The following is a 25,870-nucleotide window of genomic DNA, read 5'->3' as shown; positions in this document are numbered from 1 at the left end:
AAGTAGGCGCTTGGAGCAAAGCTGACAGATTGCATTTCATTGTGCAGGGGTCTCCATATCCCTGTCACTGGTCAGGAGAAGGGGGCGGCGGAGCAATATGGCAGAGAGCCATGTTCCAGTTCTGCCAGCAGTCCCCGGGAGAGCATTTCAAGGCAGGGAGGGAAGTGCTGCTTTTCAGAGAATTGAAGGAATTTATGAAAAATCATGGGAGAGTGTTTTTCTGCCTCGTCATCGCCGCACTCACGTGCCTTCTTGCATCGTTTCCCATGCCTGCTGAGGGGAAGGAAAGCGAGAAAAGAGGCCTCAGCAAGGTGATCGGGGAACTGAAAAATGACAGCGACAGGGTTAAATGCACGGTAAAGCATCATAATATTTACGCGTCCAATGGAATCTCAGGCCCCGGCGCCGAGCTTGCCACTTCCTTTGATATGACCATATACGAGGCGGGGCTTTACCGCCGTTTCGAGCTCCAGAACGACACCCTCCTCACCAGGAACTTCGGCTTTCCGATTGCCGGGGGAAGCGCCTTTACCTCCAACACATGGCTTTCCTTTGATGCCCGGTGCACGCAGTCCCTCACGGGAGGAGCTTCGGTAAGGCTCTACACCATGGCCGACACCGACAATGGCTCTTCGGTACCAGGCACTCCGATGAACAGGCTTGCCCGCTCATACGGCGTGATGGCTCCCAATACCGCATTTACCTCTGCGGTTCCCGGGATACCCGGCATCCCCTCGATTCCTATCCCGGGATTCTTCGCCAACCTTTCACGCCTTTACCTGGAGGGGAAAGGGGAAAGAAGCCGGTGGACCGTCGAGGCGGGGGAGCTCTATCCCACGATGGGCAAGCCCTATAACAAGTACCTCGCCATGGACCAGTTTCTTTTCAGGACCCCCATCTCCCAGTTGAGCGTCCTGGGGCATTGGAAGAAACAGGATGCCCTTTTCTCCGAGGCAATACCGCTGGATCGAATGCCCGGCTATGGCCTCAAGTGGTCGGGCGAGGCCGGCGCCTTCAATTATGAGGTCTTTTCCCTCAAGAATTTTGAAATGCCCACGACACTCAACAGGGAATATGACTATCATGGGGTGAGGGCCGGCTATGCGAAGGGAAAAGTCCGCGGCGCAGCTTCGTTCATCACCTCCCGCAGGAACATGCTGAGACCCGAGGGTCCGCCGGCCATTCCTTCAAGCAGCCAGGAGAGCCTTCTGGGCGCCGAGGGCGAGTACGACATCTCTCCCTCATTCGGCCTCTACGGCGCTCTTACCTCAAGCAGGTACCATGAAGACGGCGCAAGGGCGGGAATAGTCTTTCCTGGAAGCGCTACACTGCTGGGGCTCAGGGGGAAGTTCCTGAATGACAGGCTCACGGCCGATCTGCGCTACCAGTACCTCGATCCCGACTACGAGCCTCTCGTGCACACCAAGAAGGCTGTCTACCCCTCGAATTACGAGGGCATGCGCTACGAGCTGAAGTACAACTGGGCCGACAACCCTAAGGACTTGAAAAAAGGAAAGAACATGGTGGCCCTTCATGTGGCGTCGCTAAGCCAGATTGACGGAAACATCAACATCAGCTCCCAGGACGGCTACGACCATTTTGCCGTCAATGACTACATATTCCCCGCGGGGGGGACGAAATGGGTCAACAACAGCGTGAAGGGGACAGTGAATATCTTTGCTCCCGAGTTCTGCTTCAAGTTCCGCCGCTTCCCCTTTAAAACCACTGAAATCGAGTTCGGCGGCTATTATGAAAATCTTCGCCTCCAGAGGGGGACCGATGCCCTTGGCCGGAGCTACGACAAGACCGTTGACAACCTTTCGCTCTGGATGGATATAGAGTTCATCAAGCATGTGGAGTTTGTCCTGGGAATGCGCGAGGTCACCACCTCGGGGCACTGGTTCCAGAACGACTTGAATTACCGTTTCAGCCAGAAGTGCACCATCCCCAAAGCTGGCATCGTCTTTGACAATGACGACACTCTCAAGTTTTCTGCGCACATGCACTTTTTCAATTTTGCCGACAGCTCCCCCTCGAATTACGGAGGCGCCTTCTCTTCAACCAACGACTGGAAAGGCAGCCTTTTCCTGCTGGAATCGTCATATAATTTTTAGGCACTCTCCCTCTCGTCTGGTGTCAGTTCATGAAACCGCTTTCATTGTAAAGGATGTGGCGCTCCCATCTGACCTTCACGCCGCTGCCGTCTATCCAGTACTTGGTGAGCTTGTGAGAGGGGTTCACCAGGTAGAGGTTGACGCCTGTCTTTCCTGCAGTGACTCCTGCCGCTACCACGTCACATCTCACCACTTTCCCCTTTTTCGGGGATTTCTTCATGCTCATGTGGTAGTAAAGCACGTCGCTCCCTGTTTTGTACACCACGTAGGGTCCGTCGGCGGTAATGGCAGTCTTGAAATAATTCACGGCGTTGTCTATGAAGTATGATTTGTCATTTTTGGACTTCGGGAATTCAAGAGTGAGCTTGCCGTCAATGAGGCTTACATCCCAGACCTCTTTTTTCCATTTCAGCTGCACGATGCGCCGCGGGGTGATGGGGTTCTCCCATATCCTCTTGTCCTCGCCTTTTTTGCCCCCTTTTTCCTCCAGGAATTCCGCCACGTCCTTCTGTTTATAAGCATCGGCATAATGGAGGGGGGTCCAGCAGAAGACTGTCTCCGCATTGATGCCCGCCTTGTGATGCTCAAGCAGCTTCACGATCTCCAGGTTGCCGTTCCAGGCTGCAATATGAAGCGGGGTCACAAGGAGCTCATCCTTGGCATTTATAGGGGCATTTTTCCCTATGAGGTAAGAGGCTATCTTGGTCTGCCCCATGAGTACCGCAATGTGGAGAGGCGTAAGGCCATGCTTCGGTTCTCTCATTGTGATGGCGCCGGGATTGTCTTCCACAATCGATTTTACCTTTGCGAGGCTGCCTGCCTTGATGGCGCCGAATATTTCAGGGGCGCTGTAGGTCCTGGCAGTGAGGTCCCCGGGGGCGGCAGCGATCCCTGCGGCAAGTGCCGGCTGCATCGCCGTCAAAAGTATTATTGCCGCAATGACAAAGGTGAGCGGGGTTTTCATAGTTCTTTATCCTCCATGCATAAAATTTGCCTGTCTATGATAATTTGACTTTGCAGGATAATTTACCTTTTCCAAGAAAGTGGTGACCAGCATATGTCTTGACGGAGGGCCGCATGGAGAGGAAAAGCAGAGCAAGGTCAGCTGCCGTCCTGCTGCTTCTTGTCTTTTCTCTCTTCGGAGTGACAGCCTGCGGAAGAGGCGAAAAAGGCGGCATGACGGGGAGCTTCCCCGTAAAGCTGGCTGCAGAAGGTTCATACCTGATCATGGCATCGCAGGATGCCTCAAAGGATTATATTGATGCGCTCACCGTGGCGCAGGACCTTCACCGGAACGCACTCACCGAGACTTTCACGCCGGAAGATATCTCTTCGGCGGAATCCATTCTCACCAGGCATAAGCCGCGCTATGCCATGGTCTTTCTGAAGCCGGAAGAGCTCGATGTGAACTTTGCCTGGGCATGGCTCACGATGATTGCTGAGCTCGATGAAGACCCCTTTGCAGATGTCCGCACCGGTTTCATCACCGGTGAGTCGCCGGAAAAGGTGCTGCTGTTTTTAACGAGAATCAGGGAAGCAGTTGAGGGCAGGCTTAAGCTGCCCCTGCAGGCGGTGGACAATCTTGGGCCCAATACTATGATGGGAAAGACGGGATTTCAGAAGCAGAAGGGAAGCTTCATGATCCCGGTGCTGACGGGGCAGTTCCCGGTGTACACCATATCACACGGCATTCAGGGCTTTTCAAAAGAGCGTCTTCTATCCATGGACGGTTCGGGCATTGTGCATTTTGGCGGCCACGGGTATCCAGACAGAATCGTTGACTGCCTCAACGGGCCTTACGCCAGGCAATTAAAGCTCTCGCCATGCGCGGTGTTCAATGGAGCCTGTTACACGGGCGTCACGGGAAAGTGGTTCGAATTGTTCAATGCCAGCGGGAAGGTGAAGGAGCATTCCGTTGATCCGGGGACCTCGTTTGCTTTCGGGATATTAGGCAACTCGGCGGTGGCATATTGCGCCGCCCTTCACCCCGATCATGGAATACCGGTTTACCAGGAGATGGAGTATCTTTGCTATAGCGGAGCATCCCTTGGTGACATGATGAAATATACTTACGATGGAGTGGTCATAGGGGCGGGGGGAAAGCTGCCCCGCTTTGAGAGGCTGAAGGGCGGAATGCCTTCTCCCCGGTGGGCGCCGGCGGACATCATGCTCAAAGGCACGGCTTCGCGGGTTCTTTTCGGCGATCCTTCAATGGTTCTCTGCGAGGCCTTCACCGGGCAGCCTTTTACCATATCTGTGAAGCAGATCGATGACAGAACGCTCCAGATAAGGGCGGCACTCAGCAACCTGCAGCTTAAAAGCACTTATTCCGATACCTATCATGCAGACCTCTCGAAAGATAAGACCTTGTTCAATGACCGCGCCATGGTGGCCGCTCCTCTGCCCGAAGGCTGGGGGGCCGTGAAGGGAATCAAGGTTGAGAAGATGTCGTCCGGCAGCAAGGAGCTGGTTCATCGCCCTGTCGGCTATGCCCTGGAAAAAGACGGGGAAAAATCCATTCTCCATGTGCAGGTTGATGTGCCTTCGAGCGGGTATATGAGCTCTGAATTCCGGCAGGCAGGTGCCGAGGCGGTTATCAATGTCACCAGGGACTTACCAAGTCCGCGTCCGCCTTCTTCCAAGCGGGAGTAATGATGCTGTCAGTCACGCTCATGGGCATGAGAGGAGAATAACCATGCCCATTGAAGTAAGCCCCCATGCTCTATCCAGATAAGGGTGAGAAACCTCCCAGGCAGGCAGGCATAATTACAGGTATCATTTCATGGGTGAAGAGCCTTCCGCCGGCCCTGAAGTTTGTCCTTGCCGTGTATATCGCAGTGCGCATCACCGCATCGATGGCTGCCATTGCCGGCGGGGCGACTGTTCCCAACAACGTGGTCATCGATGCCGGGGGATATCACAAGCCTCAGTACGGGAAAGCCTTTGAAGCGTTTTTCGGGGTATGGGAGCGCTCTGATGCCCTCTGGTATAGTGCCATAGCCCGCGACGGCTATTCTCCCGGCAACAACTCCGCAGCCTTCTTCCCTCTCTATCCGCTGCTCACGGGCCTGCTCTACAGGGTTACGGGCCTTCCCCTGATAATCCCGGCGCTCCTTGTGGCAAATATTGCCTTCGTGCTGGCCCTTTATTGCATTTACGCCATAGCCCTGAGATACGGCGATGAGGAGAGCGCGAAAAGGACCGTATGGCTCCAGGCCCTTTTCCCGGGGAGCCTGTTTCTTGTAGCGCCCTATTCAGAGGCGCTTTTTCTTGCCTGCGCGGCAGGGGCCTTCCTGGCAGCCTTCAACAGGCGCTGGTGGTGGGCCGGGATTCTCGGTGGTCTGGCGGCTCTCACCAGGATATACGGCGTGCTCCTCTTCGTGCCGCTTGTGCTGCAATGGCTGGCGCAGCAGAGGAAAGAGCGGCGTGATGTCGATTTTATCCCTCTTCTTCTTGCCCCCGGCGCTTTTTTTCTCCTCATGGCTTACTGGAGAGGCCATTCGGGCGATCCCCTCGCCTTTATCCACAGCCAGAGCGGGTGGCTCAGGGAATGGTCCCTCCCCTGGAACACAGTGGTGAAAGGAATAGGGCAGGCCTTCCTCTATGGAGGATCATACCCCGGCGGAATATTTGTCATTGAAGCCTGGTCAGTCATTTTCGCCCTTGCGGCCGGGGTGCTTGTGCTGGCCCGCCTTCCCCTCCCGCTTTCGCTCTATACCTGGTCTGTGCTGCTGCCGCCTCTCGTGATGCCCTATGGCGGTAATGTGTTTCTGTCGTGCACGAGGTTTTATTCCGTGGCCTTCCCGCTCTTCATCGTGCTGGCAGGCCTTTTGAAACAAAGGGAGAGCGATACGGCCGTAAAAATTCTGTTCGCAGCCCTCTACGGACTTTCTGTAGCCCTCTATGTGGCATCGCAGAACATGTTCTGAAGGAAGAGGGAGGGATACTCCCTTCTCCTCCCTCGTATTTTCTGCTAAAATTATTTCAGGGAGGGGTACCGGTGATGCACAGGCAGGGAAATCACGCCGGCAGAGGCCCGAGAGGCTTTGCGCTTGCATCGCTGCTGATGCTCATGTGCGTGGTGCTCATCCTTTCAGTGAGCATGGCGGGCTTCTCCTGTTTTCAGCTCAATATCGCCCTCAAGGTGGAAAGTGACGCCAGGGCAAGGATGGCGGCCCGTTCAGAGCTTTCCAGGGCCCTTATGAAATTCATCTCAGAAGCAAACTTCGGCCTCGATGGAAGCCCGGACAGCTGGACCGACAACTTCACGGGCGCGTCGGCCAGGATCATCTTCGCACCGGGCGACATACCTCATTCAACCTATAACTATTTCGGCACCACGAGCATCCCGGGATGGCAGGGGAAAACGGTGCCGGCGGAATCCATAAGGCTCATCGCCACGGGAGCTTACGCCTCGAGCGCAAGAAGCATTGAGATGATAGTGAAAAAGGGGACTTTCCCTTATGCCCTTGCCACGTCCTCGAAAATTCAGTCAGTCAATGCCCCCCTCTGGACGGAAGGCACGAAGACCGCCGAGGGATTCCTCGAGGGAGCGAAAGACTACCCTGGCAATATTGCCTCCAATTATGCCGGCGGTGGAAATGCCATAGAGGCTCCCAAGGGCAGCTTCGTGACCGGCAAGGTGTCGGCGCCGGGGGCCATAGACATCAAGATGCCCTCGGTGGTGCTTGGAGGGATATGTACCGGATCGCAGCCTGTGGAGCTGCCCTTTATCACTGTCGATTCTCTTGATCCCCAGGGCCAGATAGGCATCATAGAGCTTACGGAGACTTCGATAAACGGGATGGCCATGGACACTGTATACAGGGCGCAGGGAAAGCTCACCGTGTACGGCGACCTCAGCCTCGACAACGCCCTGCTTTTCGCCGGCGATGACCTGGTCATCACAGGAAAGGTCGAGGGGGCGGGTACCCTTATCAGCAAGGGAGCCATCACCATCGGCAATGCCTCAACCCTCGCGGCCAGCAACCGCCTGGCGGTGGTGGCCGAGAAGGACATTACCGTAGCCGGCCAGGGCTCATATCTGCAGGGAATGATCTATACCCACGGCAATTTTTACGGCGAGAATTTCACCCTCGTGGGGAACCTGATCGCCCAGTCATCGGAGGAGACGAAAGGGAATGTCATACTCAAGGATGTGACGCTCGTAAGCAACCAGGAGACCACGGAGATGACCTCAACGTCGCCCCTGTATTCCGGGGATGCGGGAAACAACCTGTGGCATAACCAGATAGTGGAGCAGCAGTATGCAAACAGCATATGCAGGGAGCATTTTGACATTCAGTACAAGAATATAACCAGTCTGGCAGGCCTGAAAAGCGCTCTTACCGCCGCCGCCGCCGATTTCAACGTGACTACGGCGGCAGCGCTGGATCAGCACGCCACGCTGTCGTTTCATATCATCTGCAACACCAATGGGACACTCTATGATCACGAGAAGTTCTCCTCAATGACCGCAATGGCCCAGAGGCTCCAGCAGGATGGCTTCGGCGGGTATCTCAGCTCCTATTCGGGAGCCACCACCATCCCGGCCGAAGTGAACCTCCAAAAGGTGATCAGGGGCCTCCTGCTGAATATATTGCACAAGCTTGACAGGCACCCCGAGAATGCCTCGGGCTCAGGGTACCACGCCGTCACCGAGCTCAAGCTGAACAAGTACGTCACCAATGTGTACCCGACAAAGATTGTCTTCCAGGGGGAGCTCCCGTAACAAAGTGAAAAATACCGGTCTGTTGAAAGGCTCATTCATATCCCCTCTTCTTCTGCTTGTTGTGCTTGCTTCCGGAATCGACGCCCAGCAGCGCTGCCCCTCACCGGACCGCCATATCAAGGAGCCGAGATCGGTAAGGATCCTCACAAAGCCCCAGTCAGTCAACATCTTTGATGAATACGGCAATTACCTGGGAAGAACACCGAATATCACCATTCCCTGCGTCCACCATGAGATGAGGATCTTTTTTACCGTCTCAAGAGAAAGGGAAAAGGCAAGAAAAGAGATGCAGGAGGGAGCACCTGCAGGATACGAGGATAATTACAAGATCATTGAAAAGGGCTACTTCGCAGGGGAAAACACCTATCCGAAAGACGGGAAGCCCATTGTGCTGGTAAAGAAGGGGGCCAGGCAGAAGTGGTTTGTCGGTGCCGGCGCTTTTTCCCTTGCCGTGCTCGGCGCCCTCTTCCTGATACTCCGCGCTCTTAGGAAAAAGATGCTGCAGATAGCCGCATTGAAAGCCTCTGAGCCCTCAACGGTGACCCAGTCGGATCTCGAGGGCTTCGGCGGACAGGTGGGAGACATCAGGGGGAAGCGCCTCGTGGGCCGGTTCGGCACTTACGTGGTGAAGGAAATCATGGGCGAGGGCGGGATGTCCATTGTCTATGATGCCGTGAGGGAAAGCGATGAGAAGGGGGGCCGGGAGGAGCACTGCGCCGTGAAGGTGGTCCTCCCCGCGATGGCGCGCACCGAGGAGTTTAACAAGCGCTTTCACCGGGAGATAGAAGTCTATCACCGCATGGCTCACCCCTCGATAGTGCAGATCTATGACTGGGGCGACGAGGAGGGCGTGCTTTTCATCGTCATGGAGAAAATCGAGGGCAAGCCTCTCTCTGAGGTGATGAAGCAGGGGAAGCCCGAAATGAAGAAAGCCCTCGTATGGTGCCTTCAGATTCTCAAGGCTCTCGGCTACGCCCACTATCACAAGGTGGTGCACCGGGACATAAAGCCCAGCAATATTTTCATCACCCTGGGCGAGAACATCAAGGTGCTGGATTTCGGCATCGCGAGAGCCCTTGATGCAAAGACCATCACTGCCTCTGACTCGGCCCTGGGCACTCCCCAGTATCTCCCGCCTGAGCAGCTTGATTCCAGATCTGTCGATGGGAGGGCCGACCTGTACTCCCTGGGCGTGCTCCTCTACCAGCTTCTCAGCGGCAGCCTCCCTTTCGAAGGCAAGACCACCTATGAGATCCTCATGAAGCAGATGACTGAGCCTCCCCCTCCTCTCTCCACGATAAATGCCAATGTGCCCCGGGAAGTGGAGCTCGTGGTGATGAAGCTTCTCGAGAAAAAGCCTGAGAACCGCTACTCGACGGCCCGTGACGCCGCCCTGTTTCTTGGCACGGCAGCAGTGCAGGCAGGACTCCTCAGCGAGGAGGAACTGGGCAGGATGCTCCAGTAGAGAGCTCCCTTCAGCTGATCGAGGAGACCACGCCGTTAAGAGGGACGAGCACGCCGAATGCGAGAAGTGCCACGACAATTCCAAGGAAAGCCATCATCAGAGGCTCAAGCGCCGCGGTAAATACGGTAAGCGCGTGGTCCACCTGGATCTCCATAAGGCGGGCCGCCTGGGCAAGGAGGTAGGGGAGCGTTCCCGACTCTTCACCCACTCTCACCATATCCCGCACCATGGGAGAGAAAAAATCGAACGCATTGAAGCCGTCGTGAAGAAATCCCCCCCCGGCCACGCTTTGCCTGAGCTCTCTGCAGTAGCTCAGGCACAGGGCACTTCCGCTCGCTTCGCCTGCCAGGATGAGGGCGGCAAGCATGGAAACGCCGCTGTCGGTGAGTGTCGAGAGGGTGCTGCAGAGCCTGGAAAAGGCAATGGTCTTGAGGAGCCCTCCCAGCAGCGGAACGGAATAGAGTATGCGGTCCCTGAGGAGCCGGGGGCCTTCTCTCTCCATGGCTTTTCTGTATTTCAGGCAGAGGAAGAGCACTGTGAGAATGGCGATGCATACGATGAGGGGGTTGGAGATAACGCCGTAGATGAAGATCAGCATGTGGGTAAGAAGGGGAAGCTTCGTGCCGCCCGACTTCAGCAGAGGAACAATGTTCAGAATGAGGAGCCTCCCCATCACGAGAATAAAGAGGAGCATGAAGAAAAAAATAAAGAGGGGATAGGTGGCTGCCTGCCCGATTCTGCGGGAGAGGGTGATCTCTTTCTCCTTGAGGGCTGCGGCGCGGTTCAGCATGGTCTCCATGGTGCCCGACACTTCGCCGGTGTGGATAAGGGTGATATAGAGGGATGAAAAGACGTCGGGATGAAGCCTCATCGCATCGGTAAGGGAATGGCCGCTCTCAACATGGCGCTGCAGTTTTGTGAGCACTTCCCTCAGCCTGGCATTGACTGCCTGTCTCGCCAGGATGCCGATGGCGCGGGAGAGGGGGATCCCTGCGTGGTAGAGAAAAGCCATCTCGTTGTAGAAGACGGCCAGGTCCTGCCCGGGAACGGCCATACGCTCCCGGATGGCCTCCAGAAAAGATCTTTTCCTTTCAGGGAGCTTTGCAGGCCGGGGCGCTGCGGGCTTCTTATCTTGAGAGTCTCGCATAGATCGAGGCCTCCATGGTAAACTCCTTCTCCCTGCTCACGCCGGTAATGACAGTCCTCACGTAGTCCCCCGCGGGGCTTGTGATGCCGCTGGCCTTCGTGGCATCGGTGAAGAATACGCTCCCCACGTTCCTCGCAATAAGGCGGTCCCTGTCGGCGCCGCTCCCATGGCGGGGAGTAAAGGTCCCCGTGGATTTCTTGCACGTGATGGATGGGGAAGGCAGATAGTTGTTCTGGCAGTAAAGGCTCCCGCTTGCCGTATCAAGGTATATGATGCAGTCTTTCACCCAGTAGGGATTGCCGTTCTCGTCCCATTCGTATGTGCCGTCCTGCCTGAGGATCGAAGGGAAGGCAAGGGCATAGCATTGGCAGGTTTTTCCCGTTTCAGGGTGGGTGTAAGTCGAAGGGATGATGACGCAGCCTCCCACCTCGCTGTATCTGAGCTCGTTCTGGAGCGCCAGCAGGGCAAGCTGCACACTCGAGACAAGCATTGACTCCTGCTGGCTTTTCCTGAAATTCTGGTAGGCAGGCATCAGGCACGCCGAGGAAACGGCTATGATGACGGCCCCCAGGAGCGCCACCACCATGGTCTCGATAAGAGTCATTCCCCTGCTCTTCATATCATCTGCCTCGTGAGCCGCTGCTATTTCACAAGAATGACCTCTGAAAACACGAGAGGCCTGGCACAGGTGTTCCAGGTGACGCGGACCACGATCTGCAGGTTCTCGTAATCGTTCAGCGCGTCGATCTGGTAAATTGACCTGGCGACATGAAAGGTCTTCTGTCCCACCGTCACGTCCTGGTCAAGGTCTGTCTTGGGAAGCTCTGACGGCATGGGCGGAGAAGCCTTTGATTCCTCGATAAGGTCCGTGGCATAGGCCGTGGCGACCTGGATATATTCCGCCTGGCTGAGGGCTTTCCTGCTCTGGGTGATTGAAGCGGCGGCAAAGATAATAAGGATGGAGAGCACCACAAGCGCCACCATCACCTCGACAAGGGAGAAACCCTTCGTGGTCTGACGTGAAGTTTTTCCGGCCATTGTGAATATTGTAGCAAAAATATGGTCTTTAGGGAAGGAATTAGAGGACGGGCTCCTAATTTTTCTGGACATAAGGGAAAGATATCATAAAAGGAGTCATCAAGAGGAATGGCCGGATTCAACAGTATTGACTCCTCGGTGAGAGAGAGGCTCAAGGCGATTGTGGGGGAAAAGCACGTGATCTTTGGGTCCCCTGCAGATCTTGAGCCGTACTCCCACGACGAGATACCTGAGAAATGCTATGCCCATAGCCCGGAGTGCGTGGTGAAGCCGGGGTCTGCCGGGGAAGTCGCCTCAATCATGAAGCTTGCCTGCGAATGCTCTTTCCCCGTTACTCCCCGGGGGGCAGGGTCGGGCCTCTCGGGCGGCGCCGTGCCGATCCATGGGGGCCTTGTCATGCTCTTTGACAGGATGAACAGGGTAGTGGACTATGACAAAGACAATATGACCATCACCGTGGAGCCCGGCATCGTCACCAATGAAATCAATACTTACATAAAGGGCGACGGCCTGTTTTATGCGGGATACCCCATGTCGTACGAGTCATGCTCCATCGGAGGCAACGTGGCGGAAAACGCGGGAGGAGCGAAGGCAATAAAGTACGGCGTCACGGGCCGCTATGTCACGGGGCTTGAGATAGTGACCCCCGCGGGAGAGCTGGTCAGCCTTGGCGGGAAGCTTGTCAAGGACGTGACAGGCTATGATCTGCTGCACCTGCTCGTAGGAAGCGAGGGGACGCTCGCCATCTTCACCAAAATCACGCTGAAGCTTCTTCCCCTTCCCAAGGAGCAGATTGACCTCATTGCCCCCTTCGGCTCAGTGGAGGAGGCCATCGGCGCCGTTCCCCGCCTGATGACCTCAACAGGCATCATCCCCTCGAGCATAGAGTTCATGGACAGGCTCTCCGTCGAGACTGCATGCAGCTTTCTCGGCGAGACCATACCGGGCCTGGGCAGCGAGGCAGTGCTTCTCATCTCCGTTGACGGCGCCGACCCCGAGGAGCTCATGAAGCAGTGCGAGGCTCTCGGAGAGTGCTGCATGGAGAGCGGCGCCTCCGATGTCTTTGTCGCCGACAGCCGCCAGAAATCAGAGAATCTCTGGAAGGTGCGCCGTGACATTACCGAAGCCTTGAAGGCCCGGAGCCCCCACATGAGCACCGAAGATATCGTGGTGCCTGTTGCCAGGATACCCGAGGCTGTTGCAGGGCTCAAAGCGCTGGCAGAAAAGCATGACATCCAGATTCCCTGCTTCGGCCACGCAGGCGACGGCAACCTTCATGCCACGCCTCTCATGAACCCCCGGTGGTCTTCTGAGGAGTGGCTTGAGAGACTCGGCGGGATACTGAGGGATATTTATGACCTCACGAAGAGCCTCGGAGGGGTGATAAGCGGCGAGCACGGCATAGGCCACAAGAGAAAGGGCTATCTCTCGATGTTCTGCACACCCGCCCACCTGGAGCTGATGCGCGGCATCAAGAAGGTCTTTGATCCCCAGGGTATCCTGAACCCGGGGAAAATCCTGGAGTAAGGGGAGCCCCTAGCGCTCAATGAGTCCCTCGATGGAGTCATACTGGGGATAGTTCTCTGAGTGGAGCAGCCTTTTATGAAAGCTCCCGCTGCACCACGCGGTATAGGTTTTGCCGTCCCCTGAAGAGACATACGAATAGGTCATTTTTCCCGCGCTGGCGCATGGGGGAATCTGCCTGAGGTAAGAAGGCGTTATCTGGCTGAGCTTCTTCGGGTACAGGCCTCCGTTGTCGGTGCTGTACATCTCGCAGGCCGTGCCGATATTCTTCAGGTTTGACTTGCAGGCCGTGAGGGGCCCCTGGCAGGGGGAGTGGATAAAGGTGGCGCCCACTATGGAGAGAGCGAAGAGCGCGACAAGAGCCATCTCCATGATGCCCCTTATGAGGTCCCCGAAGAGCTTCCAGGTTCCCCAGATATTTGTGTAGCTTTCCGGAAAATCAAAGAAACCGTAGGAGGCAAGGAGCAGCGCGATCAGCAGAAGGCCCGGGCGGGGCTCAGGGGAACAGCCCGTCGATGCAATGTCGGGGAGTAAGGTGGCGGCGATGATGCCGATAAAAAGGAGGAGCGCGAGCGCCGCGACGCCCCGCCATAAACTCCATCCCCCGGGCTGCAGTCCGGTCTTTGCCGTGGTGGGCCAGAGGCTCACAAGCCTGAAATTGTAGTATATCATGCAGGCGACCAGGCTGGCCATCACCAGAAATGATAAAGGCGTGAGGAGAAGCCAGACCAGGCATGCCGCGGCACCCGTTCCCATTAGGACGAAGGGGACCGTGAGGGTCCTGGCGGGCGACACCTGCTCATCAATGGTGTGCATGAAGAGGAGGGCTGCCAGCAATGCGGTGAGGGCTACAAGGGTCCCTGTGCTTATGCCGGTAAGGGAAAGGATGCCTACGATGACCAGGGCTCCCTGGACAATGATGCGATCGATGCTGTAAGGAGGATTAAGCGGTCTGGTGAGCGGCGCTGGCGCTGTCGAAGAGGCCTCGGGCCCTTTTTCGAGGGCTTCGATAAGCTCCCCGGCACTCTGGAAGCGCTCATCGGGATCCTTTGCAAGGCATTTCAGGATGACCCTGTCAAGCCATGGGGGAATTGACGGATCCGATTCCCTGAGAAAGGGAAAGACGAATTTGAAGCCTGCCATATCCCCGGCGCTCAGAAGGAAGTAAAGGGTGGCCCCCAGGGAGTAAATATCGGATCGCCTGTCAGTCTGGCCTTTCCCGTACTGCTCGGGGGGGGCGAAGCCTGGTGATCCCATCAGATAGGTGTCCTTTTTTTTGCCGGCAAGGAAGTGGCGCGCGATGCCGAAATCGATAAGCTTGATCCTTCCCCCGGCGGTCACCATGATGTTGGAAGGCTTGAGATCCCTGAAGATGACGGGCCTGTCGCTTTCATGAAGGTACGCCAGTATCCTTGCGATCTGGAGGGCATAGGGGAGAATCTCGTCGGCCCCGTAGCGCTTCCCTCTTTTGCTGATAAGGGACTGGAGGGTCTCGCCTTCAATATATTCCATGACGCAGTAACAGTGCGCACCATCGCTGAATGAGTCGATATATTTCGGTATTCCCGGGTGATTGAGGCTTTTCAACATGGCGACCTCGCGGTCAAACATCGACTGCGCCTCGATCCGCTCCCCGGCGCCAAGCCCGGCGGAGATAAGCTCTTTCAGCGCCCACTGCACTCCCTGGGCCGTAAGGTCGTCAACGAGGTACACATTTCCCGTGCCCCCCTCGCCCAGGAGCTTTCTCACGCGGTAACGGCCTGCAATTACCTCGCCTGCCTGCATAGCACTCTCCCCTGGTGAATATCTGTATTTCCTTTATTATTCCCCTGAAAGACCATTTTCAGTCATGAGAAAAAAATACTGTGGCCCGGAATTCCAGGGCACAGGAAGTGAAATGCATCAAAGAGGGGCGGCCTCAGGCCGATTCACCCAGGCTTCTCATCTTTTTCCCGATCCTCAGGTTATGCTCGATTTTCTCGAGGGAGATGCCTTTCGTCTCAGGGACAAAGGCTGCCACGAAGAAGATGGAAAGCATGCAGAAGATGGCAAAGAGGAAGAAAATGGAGGCGTTGCCGTAAGTCTTCATAAAGGAGAGGGAGTGGCCCATCAGGAGCCCCGCGAAGGTCCAGTTCACCATGGTGGTGATGGTCATCCCGACTTCCCGGCCTTCCAGGGGGAAAATCTCGGAGCACACGAGCCATACCACGGGCCCCCATGACACGGCGAAGCCGAAAATATACACCACGACGGAGATGAGCAGGATCATCTTGGGCAGGTTGCTTATCTGTGAAGGATCTGTCTGGGCGCCGATCATGCTGAAGGCAACGCCGGCTGCCACCATCGTGACAAGCATGCAGGCTGCACCCACGTAAAGGAGCTTTTTACGGCCCCATTGCTCCACAAGCCTTATGGCGGGGAATGTGAAGAGCATGTTCACCGTCGGCACCGTCATCATGGCGAGGATCCCTGTCAACCCGGCGTATCCGAAGATCGTGGGAGCGTAATATATCATCACGTTGATCCCCACAAGCTGCTGGAACATCTGGAGGAAGACGCCCACCATCAGCACCTTGAAAAAGTATTTCTTGAAGATTATCCCGATATTGGCTCCCTCCTCACCGAGGGTCTTCTCTATCTCCCGGGCCTCGGCGTCAACCTCCTCCTCGGTGTTGAGGGTCTTCTTGAGGACCTCTATGGCGCCCTCCTTCTTGCCCTTGAGCATCAGGTAGCGCGGGCTTTCCGGGAGGACAAGGCTCCCCACAAACATGAAGAGCGCAAAGAACGTGATGGTGAGGAACATGAGGGTAAGAGCCATGTTCGGGTTGGTCACGGCCTTCGCAATATACACGTTGGTCAACGATATCAGGAATATGCCGATGGTGATGAGGAGCTGAAAAAGCGTTCCCATGGAGCCCCTGATTGATGCAGGCGCCGTTTCGGAGAGGTAAAGAGGCACGATGAATGACGCGACACCTACACCGAAGCCCAGCAGGAAGCGGCAGAAAGCGAGGACGGGCATGGCGGGGAGCAATGCCGAGACAAGAGACGAGGCGGAGAAGATGAATCCCGCGAAGACAAGGCTTCTCTTGCGGCCCAGGAACCTTGCAAAGATCCCCGAGAGCAGGGCGCCTATGATGCCCCCCGTGGCCAGTATGGCCGAATACGCCTCGCCGCCCTTGATGTCAAGATTATAGACTTTCTCTATCGTTGACAGGGAGTTGGCGATGAACCCCTGGTCCAGGCCGAAGAGCAGCCCTCCCAGGGCGGCGGTGCCGCATATGAAAAAAACGATGGTCTTGTATTTTACCGGTGTTACCGGTATGGTGTCGTCGCTCAAGGGGTCCTCCTGATGCTTGGAATTTATGGCATGCCGGAACTGAGGCACTCTGCTTGAATTCTCCCGGCCCCAGAGAATTCCTTTTTTTGCCTCCCGCCGCTGCCTGTCAGACAATTTCATCACAGGCAGGAATTGGAGAAGGGCTCATACAAATTCGTTTTATGAGTATATTGCCACCAGGCTCCGAGATTGACGGCCGCTACACGGTGCTCCAGCTCCTGGGCGAAGGGGGGATGAACAGGGTCTATCTCGTCGAGGATAAAAAGGGGCGCCGTTTTGCCCTCAAGGTGTCACGGGATCCTTCGGAGCTTCATGGCGGCGGTGATGATCTGCAGGCTCATTTCTTCCGTGAGGTTGCCATACTCAAGCTTCTCAGTCATCCAAGCCTTCCCCGCCTTTATGACCACTTCTCTGCAGGCTCGCAGCTCTATCTCATAGAGGAGTACGTAATGGGAACGTCCCTCGAGGAATATGCAAGGCAGAATACTCTTTCAGAGGCCGAGGTGCTGGAGCTTGGAATCACGCTCCTTGGCATCCTGGAGTATCTCCACAGCCAGAAGATAGTCTTCAGGGATCTCAAGCCGGCAAACATCATCGTGACGCCTGACGGCCGCCTGAAGCTCATCGATTTCGATATCGCGAGGTTTTACAAGCATGGAAAGGCCTCTGACACGGTAGCCCTGGGGACGCCGGGATACGCGGCGCCTGAGACCTACGGGAAAGCACAGAGTGATTCCCGTTCAGACCTGTACTCCCTGGGAGCCACCCTCCACCAGCTCCTCACGGGCCTTGACCCCCAGCACCGCCCCTTCCGGTTCCAGACTTCTTCCCTGAGCGGCGTGAGAAGCGACCTTGCCACCGCGGTGGAAAAGGCCCTGAAACTGGATCCTGATGAACGGTTCCCCTCGGCTGCAGAGATGAGAAAGGCTCTTGAGAGGATCCGCTCATCCCTGTCTCCTTCAAAAGATGCTTTCGCCCGCCTCCTCAAGGCCGTATCCTCATTCTCCCTCACCATGAAGCAGCTTGGCACCGATGCGGTGAATACCGTCAGGGAAGCGGGTGCTCTCATCTCGAAGACGCCTCTTATCAACGCCGTGAAAAACGGCGATGCGGGGCAGGTCCAGAGGGTTCTCTCGCTGCAGGTGAACCTCCCTCTCGCCACCACCGTCGAGGAGCGTGACGAGATGGGGCGCTCGGCCCTCCACTGGGCCATCATCGATAACCGGCGGGAGATCGCCGAGATGCTCCTTGCGAAGGGAGCGCAGGCGGACAGCATTGATAATACGGGAATGACTCCTTTTGATTATGTCGTCATGTACAACAGGACGGAGCTTCTGGACACCCTCGTTCCCTGGTGCCTGAAGCTTGACCTGAACCGCGGCAGTTACCGGTGCCTCCTTCACAAGGCAATTCTCGAAGGGAAAAGCGAGATGACAAGGGCTCTTACTGAGAAGGGGGCCCCGCTGGACGTGAAAGACAGCGAGGAGAGAACGCCTCTCCACTGCGCGGCGCTGAAAGGTGATAAGGACCTTGTGGACTTCCTTCTCTCCCGTGGCGCGCGAGTGCAGGTAGTGGATAAAAACGGCATGACGGCCTTTCATAGCGCCGTCCATGGCGGGAACCTTGATATCGTGAGGCATTTCCTGCAGCAGGGGGTGCCCCCCGACCTGAAGGACAGCCATGGTGCCACGGCTCTCCATTATGCCGCTGCATCAGGCTCAGTGACGATGGCGGATTTTTTCATCACCCTTGGCCTGGCCCCCGACATTACCGACGTCCAGGGCGCCACTCCCCTTGAGCGTGCCGCTTCCCGGGGGAACGCGGAAATTGTTCGGTTTCTCAAGGAGAAAGGGGCCGATATCAACAAATGTGACGGGGAGGGGAGGTCACTCCTCATGAGGGCTGTCATTGCGGGGAGCATTCCGATGTCGGAGCTGCTGATAGACGGTGGTGCTGCCGTCAACAACAGCGATGACAGCGGGAAGACCCCTCTCCATTTCGCAGCCGAGAAGGGAGATGAAGCCCTGGTGAAGCTCCTGATAAGCCGGGGCGCCGAGGTGAATGCCAGGGAAAAGAGGGGGAGAACGCCCTTCTATGAGGCGGTGTCCCATGACAGGATGGAGCTGGCCGCCATACTCCTGGAGAAAAATGCCGATCTCTGCAGGGGCGACAACGGGGGGATGACGCCCCTGCACGTGGCTGCCAGGAAGGGGAGGGAGCGGATGGTGAAGTTCCTCATGGACCGCGGGGCCCGCGCTGATGCCATCAACAACGAGGGGAGAACGCCCCTTTACTATGCGGGCAGGAAGAGTGTCGCCGATCTCCTGAGGCGGGCAGGGAGTAAATAGACAGCAGGATTGGAGTGGCGGGAGGAACCCCATCTTCGCTTTTACCCCTGGAAGGGATTTTTCTCTTTATCGAGAATATTTATTATTATCGTTGAAGTTTCTTCACAGCGGATATATATTTTACCTACCCTTCTCTCTTCATTAAATCTACAAAACTGCGCTCAAGGAGGCTGAGTATGAAAAAGTGCGTGACAGGTGTTTTTCTTGTCCTGGTGGCCATTTCGGCTCTCATGCCATGGGTCTGGGCATCAGATGAAATCAAGGTCTATATCAATAACCGCCTGATTACCTTTGATCAGCCGCCGGCGATGATCCAGGGCAATATCCTTGTCCCGATGAGAGGAGTGTTTGAAGAGCTGGGCGCCGAGGTGAAATGGAAAGCCGCCACGCGGACCATATATGCGAAACGCGACACCACTGAGATTGTCATCCAGATCGGGGCCCCGTTCGCCTCGGTGAGCGGGAAGACGACTGAGCTTGCCGCGCCCGCGGCCATGGTGAAAGGAAGAACGATGGTCCCTCTCCGTTTCGTAAGTGAGGCGCTCGGAGCAGAGGTCAAATGGCTCGGGGCCACGAAAACTGTGATGATCACCCATGGAGGAGGCTCAGGCCCCACGGCGGTCCAGACACCGCAGCCCCCGGCCGGAGAAGTTCCGAAGATAACGAAAGTATCTCACAATGCGACAGGCTCCCTTAAACCGGGCGACGTGCTCGTCGTGACCCTGGAAGGCGATCCGGGCTGCGCGGCCACCGCTGACATCTATGGCGTGGTGCAGAACTCACCGCTCAGGGAGAGCTCACCGGGGAAATACCAGGGATCCATCACCATTCCTGCCAATGCGGGAAACCTGAGGAGCGCTTCGGTATTCGGACGCCTCAACAGGAATGGACGCGAAGCGATGAGCGCTTCGGTAACAGGGCTGCAGATTCTTTCTGAAGCGGTAAAAGTGAGCAAGGTCCTGCCAAAACCCAAGGAGGTTATCAGCACAAACAAGCCCAATATCCTGATTGTGCTGGAATCCATAGGGAGCGCCCGGATGGTCCCCTCGTCAGCGAAGCTCTCCGTGAACAGGCAGGATGTTACCGCCGCCGCCACTATAAGCGAGGAACTGATTTCCTATGTTCCCGCCCAGAGCCTGCCGGAAGGAGTCAATACCGTGGCTCTGAACGGGAAGGACACCCTGGAAAATGCAGTGAGGTACCGGTGGGAGTTCCAGGTGAAAACCCAGGGATCCATCTCCTCCTTGACCCATAATGCCGCCGCACCTCTCATGGCAGGGAATATCCTGCAGGTTACCCTTCAGGGTGACCCGGGAGGGACTGCCGACTTTGACATCGGCACCTTCCGCAAGAATATCCCGATGGGAGAGAAGTCACCGGGTGAGTATATCGGAAACTACACCGTGCTGTCCGGCGACGCCTTTCAGAATATGCCTGTGACGGGACGCCTCACCGTTCCTGGAAAAGCACCGGTAACCCTGAATTCAACCACCAATGTGTCCATTTACACAGGGGTCACCCTGAAGCTGATATCTCCCCAGGCTGAGTCGAATGTGGCCAGGCAGTTCACCATATCGGGCACCACCTCGCCTTTCGCCAGGGTGCAGGTCAGTGTAAAGATTGTCCTGGCCTCAGCCGCCGACCTGCAGAGCGATCTTGTCACCACTGAGGTGCAGGCCAATGAGGGGGGGTACTTTCAGTATATCCTCAATGACCCGCTCCCCATAGGAGGAGGGAGTTATCTCATCACTGCAGTGGCAACGGACAGCAGGAACCAGCAGTCGGAGAGAATCTCAATAAGAGTCGGCAGAAAATAGTGTGCTGTGGTGGGAGAGCTTCGGCGAAGCCGGCTTCCCGGTGCCGGAGCAGCATCTGGTGATGCGGAATTCCTGAAACCCAGGGAAAAATTTACATTCCGTCAATTGCCGGTCTGCCCCGGTGATGCTATTATGTAAAAGACCAGTACAAGCACTTCAAGGAGCATTCCCGGTGGATATCGGTAGAATAGAAGGAGCACACCCGCAGCGACTCCCGGCAGCCCCGGGCGGCCAGAAGGAAGAGGGGCCGGGCCCCCCGCAGGGCGACAGCGTTCAGCTCTCGCCTTCCCCCCGGGCTGAGCCGGCTTCCCTTCCCATCACTCTTGACGTGGGCGGGAAAACTGTTGAGAAGACCATCAAGGGCATTGTCAATGATCACGAGCTGGTACTCGAGATAAAGCACACCAACGACATCCACGGCAACATGGCCTCGACGGCCACCTACATAAAGCCTGACGACTTCTGGGTCGATGCCGGCGACGCATGGCAGGACTATACCTTCAACTCCGTCCTCGCAGGGGGGCAGCGTGAAGTGGATATCATGAACCGGCGGGACTGCGACATCGCCACAACGGGCAACCATTTCTATGATGACGAGGGCCTCCAGGGCGGGCAGAAGCTTATCGAGAGCTCGCAGTTCCCCTACGTATCTACCAACACGGAAGGCATGGTCCCTTACCTGACGGCTGAGGTGGAAGGCGCAAAGATAGCCTTTATCGGCGTGAGGACGCCGCAGAAAAAGTTCCTCATGGTGGATCCGAGCAGGGTGAAGGATCTTGAGCTTACTGATCCCGTCGAGGCGGTGAAAAAGGCTGTCGAGGAAGTGACCTCGAAAGGGATAAGGAATATCGTGGTCCTCTCCCACCTGGGCCTTGAGCCCTCCCCGGAATTTCACGAGAACACGCCTACCGACAAGGACCTGGCGGCAAAGGTGCCGGGCATAGACCTCATCATTGGAGGACACTCCCATACGCCCACGCCGGAGAAACTGGAAATAAACGGCGCCACCATAGTGCAGGCGGGAATAGGCGCCCATTCAGACGTGAAGACCGACGATCTCTATCTCGGAGAGCTTAAGCTCCACATCGACAGGGCCTCGCAGAAAATAGTCTCTGTCGAGCACCGGCTCATTCCCGTTGACAGGAATATCACTCCCGACAGCGATATCCAGGCGATAATTGACAGGTACCGCCGGAACGAGGAAGAGGCCCTTTCCCGGAAAATCGGCACCATGGGAAGAGTCATGACCCATGAGCTGAAAACCGCCACCGATTCGCCCCTGGGGAATCTCATTACCGATGCCATGAGAAAAAGAACGGGAGCCGACGTGGCGGTCCTGGACAGCAGCTTCTTCTCTGACAGGAAAGATGCCGCCCCGGCGGTGCTCCCGAAAGGCGAGATAACCATGAAGAGCCTCGTGGCCCTTTCACCCTGGATGGGCAAATCCCTCGACGCGAGGGTGGAAACATGGGATGTCAAGGGGAGCGATATCAGGCGCCTCCTCGAGGAAGGCGTCAGCAAGCTTCTGGGCTCCAAGAAAGACCAGGGCCTCTACCAGGTGTCGGGCCTCGCGATGGCCTATGTCCCGAAGAATGCCGAGGGATCCAGGGTCACGGAAGTCAGCATAGGCGGGAAGCCGATGGACCCTGACAAATCCTACCGGCTCACGACGACTTATATCGTCGGGAACTGGAACCCTCTTTTCGCGGGCCGCGACGAGAGCACCGTCACCGATGGCCCCCGGCTCCGCCTCCTGGTCGCTGATCACTTGAAGCAGGCCGGGGTCATCAAAGGCCCTGAAGGCGGAAGGATCAGGCAGGCATAGTCTCCCGGCGGTGCCACGCTATGAAAAAAAATAATAACAGAAAAGGCTCTTTCTTTGTCTATATGGTCCGCTGCAGATACGGCACCTATTATACAGGCTCCACGGGCGACCTGGAGCAGCGGATCGCCCTTCACAACAGCGGGAAAGGGGCCAGGTACCTGAGGGGGAGGAGCCCCGTCACGCTCGTCTATTCAAAAAAGTGCCGCAGCCGGAATGATGCCCTCCGCGCCGAGAGAGCCATCAAAATGCTGAAGAGAAGCGAGAAAGAAGCCCTCATCAAGAGACTTTGAATGAAGAACGCACCATACAAGGAAGCATATAAGATTGCCCTTGGAGCCCTCCTTCATGACATCGGCAGGCTCGCCGAGCGGGGCAGTTTCATCGTTTCTAAAGCCTCCTTCAGAAAGAAAGCCAGGCTCTACTGTCCCTCAAAGAAAGAAGGCAACAGCCTCTCCTATACCCATGCCCTTTACACCCTTTCGCCCTCTGTGCCTCAGAAAAGCACTTTCATCTTGAAAAACGCCCTCCCTGCATTGCATGAGGAGGGCTCTCTCCGCGCCGCTCCATCCCAGGGCGGAGATAAGCACGTTGGTGTCTATGACGATTCTCTTGCCCATTTTATGGCTTCTTCAATGTCCTTTTTCGATATCTTTTCCTTTTTGAAGCGCTCTTCTATGGTGCCTGCAAGGGCATTGAAGCGCTCTTCCCAGGAGAGGTCCACCTTTTCGAGCTCTATGATTTTGCCCCTCACCCGGAACAAGATGTAGTCGCCCGTGCCGGCATTGATTTTTTTCCTGATGCGGGCCGGCAGAGTGATCTGCCCCTTGCTTGTCATTCTCGCCATGCATTCGTCTTTCATGCTCTCAGCTCCTAAAGTAAGGAATTCTTACATTTATAGTATACAATAAAAGCCGGCTTTCTGCAACAGTTTGTTGCAGAAATAGATTACCCGTCTGCTGCAGAGCCACCTCAACCATTACCCTCCGAGATCTCTCTCCGATGCCGGGCACCACCGGTACCTTCTGCCGCGGGGGAAGCTGAAGGTGAGGTGATGAGGCGCCGTGCCCCTGATGACGAGGTGCCCCTCGTGGAGGCACCTGAGGTGGTGGGCCATGCAGAGGGTGGTAAGATTTCCCTCGGTATCGGGGCCGCCATGGGAGCGGTATTTGATGTGGTGCGCCTGGAGATTCCTGCGGCACCGGCAGCCGGGAGCCTGGCACTGATAGTGGTCCCGGGCCAGGGTGCGGTGGTGGATGTCTCTTTTTTCGGGGTGGTCCCAGGTTGAGAGGAAGGCGTCGAGGAGGGCCTCGATGAAGAGGGCGAGCTGCTGACTTGAATCTAAGGCCCCTTCCGACCTGAAGGCTCCCCACAGCCTTGCGGCATGGTTCCAGAGGGGGATGAGGTCCCGTTTCAGGAAGAAGCGGATAAGGGCGCTCCTGTCCCGGGGGTCTGGCCCGAAGGCTCCTTCTTTGGGGGTCTCCCCAGAGAGGATCGAGAGAATCTCGGGGAGATCGGGGTGCTCCCTGCCCTGGGTGACCTCCCAGATGACAGCTCCCCCGGAATTATGTCCCCCTTCTCTTGTTTCTTGCTGTGCGCACATTTGGACTGCGGCGTCAAAACCCTTATCCCCAAAGGGTTCTATGGCATTCGAGAGTGATGGGGAAACCCTCTTGACGGACCTCCCCGTGACGGCCACCTCGAAGGCCTCGGGCTCTATGTCCCATTTCTTGTGGACCGCCCTCTTCGCGAAGCGGAGGAACCCCTCGACCGCCTGGATGAGGGTGGCCACCGGGACCTGCTGTGCGTAGGAGAGCCACGCCCCCTGGACGCGGGTCCCCTCGATGAAGACCTTGGCAAGATGCCGCGCCTGCTCGGGGGTGAGCTTCCCCTCCTGCACAAGGTCCAGCATATCGGGATACTCTAAATAACTCCTTTCCATTTTAATGAGGGAATAGGCGGTGCTGCGGGACATCCCGAGGCGCTCCCTGGTATAGTGCCCCAGGGAGAGGAAGAGCATGTCCCTGTAAAGCCCGAAATTGTTGAGGGTCCGCAGGAGCCTCCCCTGGTAGAAGGAGAGGGAGTGGCGCAGCGTCGCCATCTTCCGGAGCCTTGCGACCGTCTCGAAGGGATCTGCGGCAGGATGCACCAGGGTCCCGTCCGGGGTGACGGCGGTATCGGCATTGGGCCTGTGGCTCGCGGGAGCTTGAAACTCCTGGGGAAGCTCCACCGTGACGGGCTTCCAGGGGAGAAACTCCCAGAGGCGCGACACCTCTTCAAGATCCTTGTGGACCTGGCGGGCTATTTCCTTGTCCCGCTCGCCGAAGGAGGCCTCGTCATCGAGAGAGCCGATGGCCCCCGCCAGGGCGCCTATGAGAAGGATCTTCTCCTCGATGCCGGGATGGCAGTGAGAATCCTGCATTTGTGCACCAGGAGTGCCGGGAACATCGGAGGATTCGCCGCGGGGGATGCCATCACCGGGATTGCTGCTGGAGCAACTGGAAGCCTCACTGCCCTGGGAAAGTTTCCCCTGCTGATGACAGAGAGAAAGTCTCCCGGCGCAAGGTGCCCCAGGGTTCCCTGTCCCAGAATCCTCGGTTGCCTCCACCATTGTGGCCAGTTCCCCGATCCCCTCGAGCGGCGCCGAAGCGACGAACTCCGCAAGAAGGGCCTCCACGAACGACTCCGAAGGGAGGTCTGCCTCCTCACACTTTTGGAAGACCTCAAGGGCCCTGTCCCACTTCGCGGCAACAGAAAAAGGAACCCTCACGTTCACTGCGAGGCTCCCCGTGTCCTCTTCATCGTCATCCCCGGCGACGAATGCGTTGATACCGCTCCCCCCGGGGTCGCCTTCAGTATCCTCCGAAGCATCTGTGCCGGCCTCTCCGGCTCCAGATTTAAATATCTTCACCTCCTCTTCAATTTCTCTCACCGTGAGGCTCATGGCCCTGGAAAGCCACTCCGCCTCAGTCTCAGGCGTCACGACCTGGAAAAGATACCGCAGCGCGCTCTTGCGGAGCTGCCCGCTCTCAATGGCTTCCCTGATGAGGGGGAGGTTCTGAAGCTCATTGGCGTTCCGCATCAGCTCGTAGCCGCTCCTGGAGGAAATCCCCAGCTCTTCGCGCACAAAGTCGGAAGTCCTCACGTAGCCGAGCCTCTCGAGCTTCCCGTTCATGGAGAGAAGCGTTTCCCCGATCAGAAGGTCAAGCTTCACCCCCGCCTGGGAGAGGCACCAGAGGTTCCAGTCCAGGACCTCGGCGGTGAGATCGCGGAATATATGGCGGCAGTTCGACCGCGAGAGCACCTCGTCGGCGCCGTACGTGACCAGCGGGAGGCCGGGGACAGCTTTGAAAACCTGCCCGCCCTCCATGACGGCCTCGTAGCCGGGATACTCGCGGATCTCACCGGTATGCACGATAATCCTCCTTTCACAATTTTTTGCAGAGAGAGCAGATACTTTTGTATCTCTATTGATATTATACAAAAATAATCAGGTCATGTCAAAATGGTCATCTGCAGAAATG

At 56.7% G+C, this 25,870-nt stretch carries 19 protein-coding genes; 10 read left to right on the top strand and 9 right to left on the bottom strand.

What is annotated here, in order from left to right:
• The coding region (locus tag RDV48_12765; protein ID MDQ7823664.1) for a hypothetical protein at positions 1-2,114 on the top strand (2,114 nt) is incomplete at its 5' end.
• Positions 2,115-2,136: 22 nt separating this feature from the next.
• Here the strand turns inward: RDV48_12765 and RDV48_12760 are convergent.
• Positions 2,137-3,078, bottom strand: a complete 942-nt coding sequence (locus RDV48_12760) for an ankyrin repeat domain-containing protein (GenBank protein ID MDQ7823663.1) — start codon at positions 3,076-3,078, stop codon at positions 2,137-2,139.
• A gap of 113 nt (positions 3,079-3,191) precedes the next feature.
• Between RDV48_12760 and RDV48_12755 the strand changes: the two genes are divergently transcribed.
• The 4 genes from RDV48_12755 (at position 3,192) to RDV48_12740 (ending at position 9,310) form a co-directional block, all read left to right on the top strand.
• Complete coding sequence (locus RDV48_12755; protein ID MDQ7823662.1) at positions 3,192-4,766, top strand: hypothetical protein; 1,575 nt, start codon at positions 3,192-3,194, stop codon at positions 4,764-4,766.
• A 65-nt stretch (positions 4,767-4,831) separates the two neighbouring features.
• A complete protein-coding gene (locus RDV48_12750; protein MDQ7823661.1) occupies positions 4,832-6,043 on the top strand; it encodes a hypothetical protein in 1,212 nt (403 codons plus the stop codon).
• Between the two features lie 71 nt (positions 6,044-6,114).
• A complete protein-coding gene (locus RDV48_12745; GenBank protein MDQ7823660.1) occupies positions 6,115-7,845 on the top strand; it encodes a hypothetical protein in 1,731 nt (576 codons plus the stop codon).
• Between the two features lie 4 nt (positions 7,846-7,849).
• Positions 7,850-9,310, top strand: a complete 1,461-nt coding sequence (locus RDV48_12740) for a serine/threonine-protein kinase (protein MDQ7823659.1) — start codon at positions 7,850-7,852, stop codon at positions 9,308-9,310.
• Between the two features lie 10 nt (positions 9,311-9,320).
• Here RDV48_12740 and RDV48_12735 read toward each other — a convergent pair whose 3' ends face one another.
• The 3 genes from RDV48_12735 to RDV48_12725 are packed head-to-tail and all read right to left on the bottom strand — an operon-like array spanning position 9,321 to position 11,495.
• Entirely contained in the window at positions 9,321-10,457 is a 1,137-nt protein-coding gene (locus RDV48_12735) for a type II secretion system F family protein (GenBank protein ID MDQ7823658.1), read from the bottom strand.
• Entirely contained in the window at positions 10,438-11,076 is a 639-nt protein-coding gene (locus tag RDV48_12730; protein MDQ7823657.1) for a prepilin-type N-terminal cleavage/methylation domain-containing protein, read from the bottom strand. Before RDV48_12730 ends, RDV48_12735 begins: the two co-directional genes overlap by 20 nt.
• Before the next feature lie 23 nt (positions 11,077-11,099).
• Positions 11,100-11,495 carry a prepilin-type N-terminal cleavage/methylation domain-containing protein gene (locus RDV48_12725; GenBank protein MDQ7823656.1) on the bottom strand — a complete coding sequence of 132 codons (396 nt, stop codon included), beginning with the start codon at positions 11,493-11,495 and terminating at the stop codon, positions 11,100-11,102.
• A gap of 108 nt (positions 11,496-11,603) precedes the next feature.
• On the opposite strand from RDV48_12725, the gene RDV48_12720 reads away from it, so the two are divergent.
• On the top strand, positions 11,604-13,022 hold the full coding sequence (locus RDV48_12720; GenBank protein ID MDQ7823655.1) for an FAD-linked oxidase C-terminal domain-containing protein: 1,419 nt from the start codon (positions 11,604-11,606) through the stop codon (positions 13,020-13,022).
• A gap of 9 nt (positions 13,023-13,031) precedes the next feature.
• Here the strand turns inward: RDV48_12720 and RDV48_12715 are convergent, their stop codons facing one another.
• Together RDV48_12715 and RDV48_12710 are read right to left on the bottom strand one after the other, a co-directional pair.
• A complete protein-coding gene (locus RDV48_12715) occupies positions 13,032-14,804 on the bottom strand; it encodes a serine/threonine-protein kinase (GenBank protein MDQ7823654.1) in 1,773 nt (590 codons plus the stop codon).
• A gap of 133 nt (positions 14,805-14,937) precedes the next feature.
• On the bottom strand, positions 14,938-16,479 hold the full coding sequence (locus RDV48_12710; GenBank protein MDQ7823653.1) for a sugar porter family MFS transporter: 1,542 nt from the start codon (positions 16,477-16,479) through the stop codon (positions 14,938-14,940).
• Positions 16,480-16,520: 41 nt separating this feature from the next.
• Here RDV48_12710 and RDV48_12705 point away from each other — a divergent pair, with 41 nt between their 5' ends.
• The 4 genes from RDV48_12705 to RDV48_12690 all read left to right on the top strand — a co-directional run bounded on the left by RDV48_12705 (position 16,521) and on the right by RDV48_12690 (position 22,639).
• Positions 16,521-18,707 (top strand): ankyrin repeat domain-containing protein, encoded by a 2,187-nt coding sequence (locus RDV48_12705; GenBank protein MDQ7823652.1) that lies wholly within the window; start codon positions 16,521-16,523, stop codon positions 18,705-18,707.
• 176 nt (positions 18,708-18,883) lie between these two features.
• Positions 18,884-20,524 carry a copper amine oxidase N-terminal domain-containing protein gene (locus RDV48_12700; protein ID MDQ7823651.1) on the top strand — a complete coding sequence of 547 codons (1,641 nt, stop codon included), beginning with the start codon at positions 18,884-18,886 and terminating at the stop codon, positions 20,522-20,524.
• Positions 20,525-20,696: 172 nt separating this feature from the next.
• A complete protein-coding gene (locus RDV48_12695; protein MDQ7823650.1) occupies positions 20,697-22,349 on the top strand; it encodes a bifunctional UDP-sugar hydrolase/5'-nucleotidase in 1,653 nt (550 codons plus the stop codon).
• A 20-nt stretch (positions 22,350-22,369) separates the two neighbouring features.
• Positions 22,370-22,639, top strand: a complete 270-nt coding sequence (locus RDV48_12690) for a GIY-YIG nuclease family protein (protein ID MDQ7823649.1) — start codon at positions 22,370-22,372, stop codon at positions 22,637-22,639.
• A 138-nt stretch (positions 22,640-22,777) separates the two neighbouring features.
• Here RDV48_12690 and RDV48_12685 read toward each other — a convergent pair whose 3' ends face one another.
• The 3 genes from RDV48_12685 to RDV48_12675 all read right to left on the bottom strand — a co-directional run bounded on the left by RDV48_12685 (position 22,778) and on the right by RDV48_12675 (position 25,761).
• The gene (locus tag RDV48_12685; protein MDQ7823648.1) at positions 22,778-22,966 is read right to left on the bottom strand and encodes a hypothetical protein; all 189 of its coding nucleotides are present in this window, start codon (positions 22,964-22,966) and stop codon (positions 22,778-22,780) included.
• On the bottom strand, positions 22,945-23,208 hold the full coding sequence (locus RDV48_12680) for an AbrB/MazE/SpoVT family DNA-binding domain-containing protein (protein MDQ7823647.1): 264 nt from the start codon (positions 23,206-23,208) through the stop codon (positions 22,945-22,947). The genes RDV48_12685 and RDV48_12680 overlap by 22 nt, the downstream gene beginning before the upstream one ends.
• A 117-nt stretch (positions 23,209-23,325) precedes the next feature.
• Entirely contained in the window at positions 23,326-25,761 is a 2,436-nt protein-coding gene (locus tag RDV48_12675) for an HNH endonuclease (GenBank protein MDQ7823646.1), read from the bottom strand.
• Positions 25,762-25,870: the final 109 nt, after the last annotated feature.

The organism is Candidatus Eremiobacterota bacterium, assembly GCA_031082125.1.
Lineage (GTDB): Bacteria > Vulcanimicrobiota > CADAWZ01 > CADAWZ01 > Ess09-12 > Ess09-12.
The sequence above is the reverse complement of the archived record's forward strand: the minus strand, read 5'-3'. Positions and strand labels throughout refer to the sequence as shown.